This window comes from Amaricoccus sp. (genome assembly GCF_036846665.1).
Lineage (GTDB): Bacteria > Pseudomonadota > Alphaproteobacteria > Rhodobacterales > Rhodobacteraceae > Amaricoccus.
In genome coordinates, this window is sequence record NZ_DAIUBO010000311.1 from 1 (window position 1) to 3,803 (window position 3,803).

Genomic DNA, 3,803 nt, shown 5'->3' on the forward strand with positions numbered 1-3,803 from the left:
AGCGGCTGAAACAAGGGGATTCCGCCGGGTTGAGGAAAGTGGTGCACGCTTGGGATGGCCCCGCGCGTCCGCAAGCCTCCCGCCCCGAAGCCGAGGCCCGTTGCCGGGTCACGAACCGGCGCGACTACAACCGCGCCCTGGTCGCGCGCGCCGCGATCACGCTCTGGATCGACGCGGCGGTGGCCGCCGGCTGGGGGCGGCTGGCGGCTGGGGATGGCGCGAGAGCGACGCGCCGATCCGCCCGCGGCCGGGACGCGAGGGCGTGCCCCCACCCGCGGCGCGGCAGCGGCCCGCATCGCCGAGGTCGGGCGCGGCGCCTGGAAGACGGAGACCGACCACCACCGCTGCTCCCTCGCCGAAACCGGTCGATCGGGTTGGGCGACTTCGGCCCGATCGGGATGAAAGTCGCGGCGACGGCCGCTGGCATGGGAATTGGGGAGCTGACCGTGGCGGTGCAGGGGCGTGCGACGAAGCGCAGACGTTCCTCCATGACCGTACTCTCTCTCCACGGCATCCACACTTCCCGCCGCGAAAAGGTGGAAACTGTATCCCATAGGTCTGGTACGTTCTGTCACCCATGGTCCCGGCGCTCACGGGGGCAATGGCCGAGCCAATCGGATATGGAGTTCATTCTCCCTTCTCCGACCGTCCAGAAGAAAAAACGGGGGCAGCGCCCGGCGATGCCCGCCGGGCCGGATGTTGACGCTGGCAGACCCGGAAATCGGGTGGCGGCAATCGTGCTGCCCGATGCAACTCCCCCGGGTCAGCGGGGCAGGCGGAGGATGGCGCGCAGCCCGCCGAGATCGGCGCTGTCGCCCAGTTCCAGCCCGCCGCCATGGGCGCGGGCCACGTCCATGGCGATGGAGAGGCCGAGCCCCACATGGCCGCCCTCGTCCTGGTTGCGCGCCTCCTCGAGCCGGGTGAAGGGCTGCATGGCGCGCATGCGGTCCTGCGCGGGGATGCCCGGGCCGTCGTCTTCGACCGAGATCACCAGCGTCCGGGGCAGGAGCCGCACGGTGAGCCGCACCCGCCGGCCATGGCGGGCCGCGTTGCCGACGAGATTGTCGACGGCGCGGGTGACCGCCCCGGCGCGCAGCTCGACGAGCGGCGCTTCGGGCGTGTCGGTCTCGGTCACCAGCTCGATGCGGGTGCCGGTGCGGCGCGCGTCCTCCACGAGGCCCGCGGCCAGCGCGAAGGGGTCGACCGGCGTCGTCGGCTCCGTCGGGTCGCCGCGGGCGAAGGCGAGGAACTCGCCGAGCATGCGTTCCATCTGCGCCGCGTCGCGGGCGAGGTCGCGGGTCTCCTCGGTCTCCTCCATGAGCGCGAGGGTCAGCTTCATGCGGGTGAGCGGGGTGCGCAGGTCGTGGCTGACCCCGGTCAGCATCTGGGTGCGCTGCTCGATCTGCCGCTCGATCCGGCCGCGCATGGCGAGGAAGGCGGCGCCGGCGCGGCGGACCTCCTCGGCGCCGCCGGGGCGGAAGGGCAGGGCGCGGCCCTTGCCGAAGGCGTCCGCGGCCTCGGCGAGGCGGCGGATCGGCCGGACCTGGTTGCGCAGGAAGACCACGGCGATGGCGCTCAAGAGCAGGGCGGCGGCGATCATCAGCACCAGCAGCTGGTGCGGGTTCGTCACCGTCAGCCGCGAGCGCGGAACCGCCGTCTCGATCACGCCCGGCGCCGTCTGGATCGCGATCAGCGCCGTGCCGGGATCGGTCTTCAGGTCGATGGTCATCGGCCGCGGGATGGCGGATCGGAGCGTCTCGGCGAGGGTTCGGCCGGTCGCGTCGAAGCGGGTGCGGTCGATGCCGGGCTCGAGGATCTCGCCGGGGTGGAGCGTCAGCGGCAGGTCGAGCGGCCCCGAGAGCGATGCGAGACGCGCGGCGGCCTCGGCGGGAGTGCCGCCTCTTTCTGCCACGCCGATGGCCTGGCGGAGCTCGCGGGCGGCGATCTCGGACATCTGCTCGGTGACGCGCTGGTAGTGGCGCTGGAAGAATACGAGGCCCACCACGAGCTGGAGCAGCACGATCGGCACCAGCAGGATCGCCACGGCGCGGCCGAACAGGCTGCGCGGCAGGAGGGACTTGACGGGGTGTGCGGGCATGGCAGCCTTGAGCGTTACGCGGCCATCCGGCGACACGCAAGGAAGCAGAGTGCCATGGGCGAGCCCCCCTTCGACCGCGACCATGCCCCGGTTTACGGGGTGGCGGAGCGGCTGGCGCCGGATCTGCGCGTGGTCACGGCGCGCAATCCCGGGCCGATGACCTTCACCGGCACGCGCAGCTATATCCTCGGGATCGGCGAGGTGGCGGTGATCGATCCCGGGCCGGCGGATCCGGCGCATCTGCGGGCGCTGGAGGCGGCGTTGGCGCCGGGGGAGCGGGTGCGCGCGGTGCTGGTGAGCCATTCCCACCGCGACCACAGCGCCGGGGCGGCGGCCTTCGCGGCGCGCGTGAAGGCGCCGGTCCTGGCGCATGGCGACGCAACGGGGGCGCGCAGCGAGGCGATGGCGCGGCTCGCCGAGACTGGCGGTATCGGCGGTGGCGGGGGGATCGACCCGGATTTTCGGCCCGACGCGCGGATCGGAGAGGGCGACCGGGTCGATGGTCCCGGCTGGACGCTCACCGCGCTGCACACGCCGGGGCATCTGGGCGATCACCTCTGCTTCGCCTGGGCCGAGGGCGATGCGCTCTTTTCGGGCGACATGGTGATGGGCTGGGCGACGACGATGATCTCGCCGCCCGACGGCGATCTCGCCGATTTCCGGGCCTCCGTGGCGCGGCTGCAGGGGCGCGGCGAGGCCGTCTATTATCCCGGCCACGGCAAGCCGGTGACCGATCCCCGGCGCCTGCTCGCCTGGTTGCTGGCGCATCGCGCCGAGCGCGAGGCCGAGATCCTCGCCCGCCTCGCCGCTGGGCCGGCGACGGTGGTAGAGTTGACGGCAACGATTTATGCGGCGGTCGACCGGGTGATGTGGCCGGCGGCGGGGCGGAACGTGTTCGCCCATCTCGTCGATCTGGCCGGCCGCGGCCTGGTCCGGCCGGAGGGGGGGCTTTCGGCCGAGGCGCGGTTCGGCCTGGCCTGATCGGCGCCTGCGACGAGCCGGGCTCAGGTGGGTTCGGTGAAGCCGCCCTCGGCGACGAGGCGGGCGAAGAGGCCCCCCTGGGCGACCAGCTCGCGGAAGCCGCCGCGCTCGACGATGCGGCCGCGGTCCATGACCAGGATCAGGTCGGCGTCGGCCACGGTCGAGAGGCGGTGGGCGATGATGAAGGTGGTCCGGCCCTGGCGCAGGCGGTCGAGGGCGCGCTTGATGCGGGCCTCGGTCTCGGCATCGAGCGCCGAGGTCGCCTCGTCGAGGATCAGGACGGGTGCGTCCTTCAGGATGGCGCGGGCGATGGCGAGCCGCTGGCGCTCGCCGCCCGAGAGGCTGGCGCCGCGCTCGCCGATGACGAAGTCGTAGCCGCCGGGCTTCGCCATGACGAAATCGTGGGCCTCGGCGAGGCGGGCGGCGCGCTCGAGCTCTGCGTCGGTCGCGTCGGGGCGGCCGACCCGCAGGTTGTCGGCGATCGAGCGGTTGAAGAGCCCGGCCTCCTGGAAGACCACGGCGACCGCGGCGCGGAGCGAGGCCAGGGTCACCGCGGCGATGTCGGTGCCGTCGATGGAGATGCGGCCGGCGTCGGGGTCGCGCATGCGCTGGAGGAGTGCCAACGCTGTGGTCTTGCCGGCGCCGGTCGGGCCGACCAGCGCGACCGTGCGGCCGGGCTCGGCGGCGAAGTCGAGGTCGAAGATGCCCTGGTCGGTGCCGGGGA

General features: G+C 73.2%; 3 protein-coding genes. 1 reads left to right on the forward strand and 2 read right to left on the reverse strand.

The annotated features are described in order from the left end of the window. Positions 1-763: 763 nt before the first annotated feature. Positions 764-2,098 carry an ATP-binding protein gene (locus V7050_RS19340; protein WP_324370485.1) on the reverse strand — a complete coding sequence of 445 codons (1,335 nt, stop codon included), beginning with the start codon at positions 2,096-2,098 and terminating at the stop codon, positions 764-766. A 54-nt stretch (positions 2,099-2,152) separates the two neighbouring features. Here V7050_RS19340 and V7050_RS19345 point away from each other — a divergent pair, with 54 nt between their 5' ends. Continuing rightward, positions 2,153-3,079 carry an MBL fold metallo-hydrolase gene (locus tag V7050_RS19345; protein WP_324370487.1) on the forward strand — a complete coding sequence of 309 codons (927 nt, stop codon included), beginning with the start codon at positions 2,153-2,155 and terminating at the stop codon, positions 3,077-3,079. A gap of 23 nt (positions 3,080-3,102) precedes the next feature. Here V7050_RS19345 and V7050_RS19350 read toward each other — a convergent pair. Then, positions 3,103-3,803 (reverse strand): ATP-binding cassette domain-containing protein (locus tag V7050_RS19350; RefSeq protein WP_324411063.1); only part of this gene is annotated, 701 nt, incomplete at its 5' end.

Bases quoted from the DNA above. Each gene is read 5' to 3' on its own strand.
- V7050_RS19340 (WP_324370485.1), bottom strand. From the start codon at position 2,098: ATGCCCGCACACCCCGTCAAGTCCCTCCTGCCGCGCAGCCTGTTCGGC.
- V7050_RS19345 (WP_324370487.1), top strand. From the start codon at position 2,153: ATGGGCGAGCCCCCCTTCGACCGCGACCATGCCCCGGTTTACGGGGTG.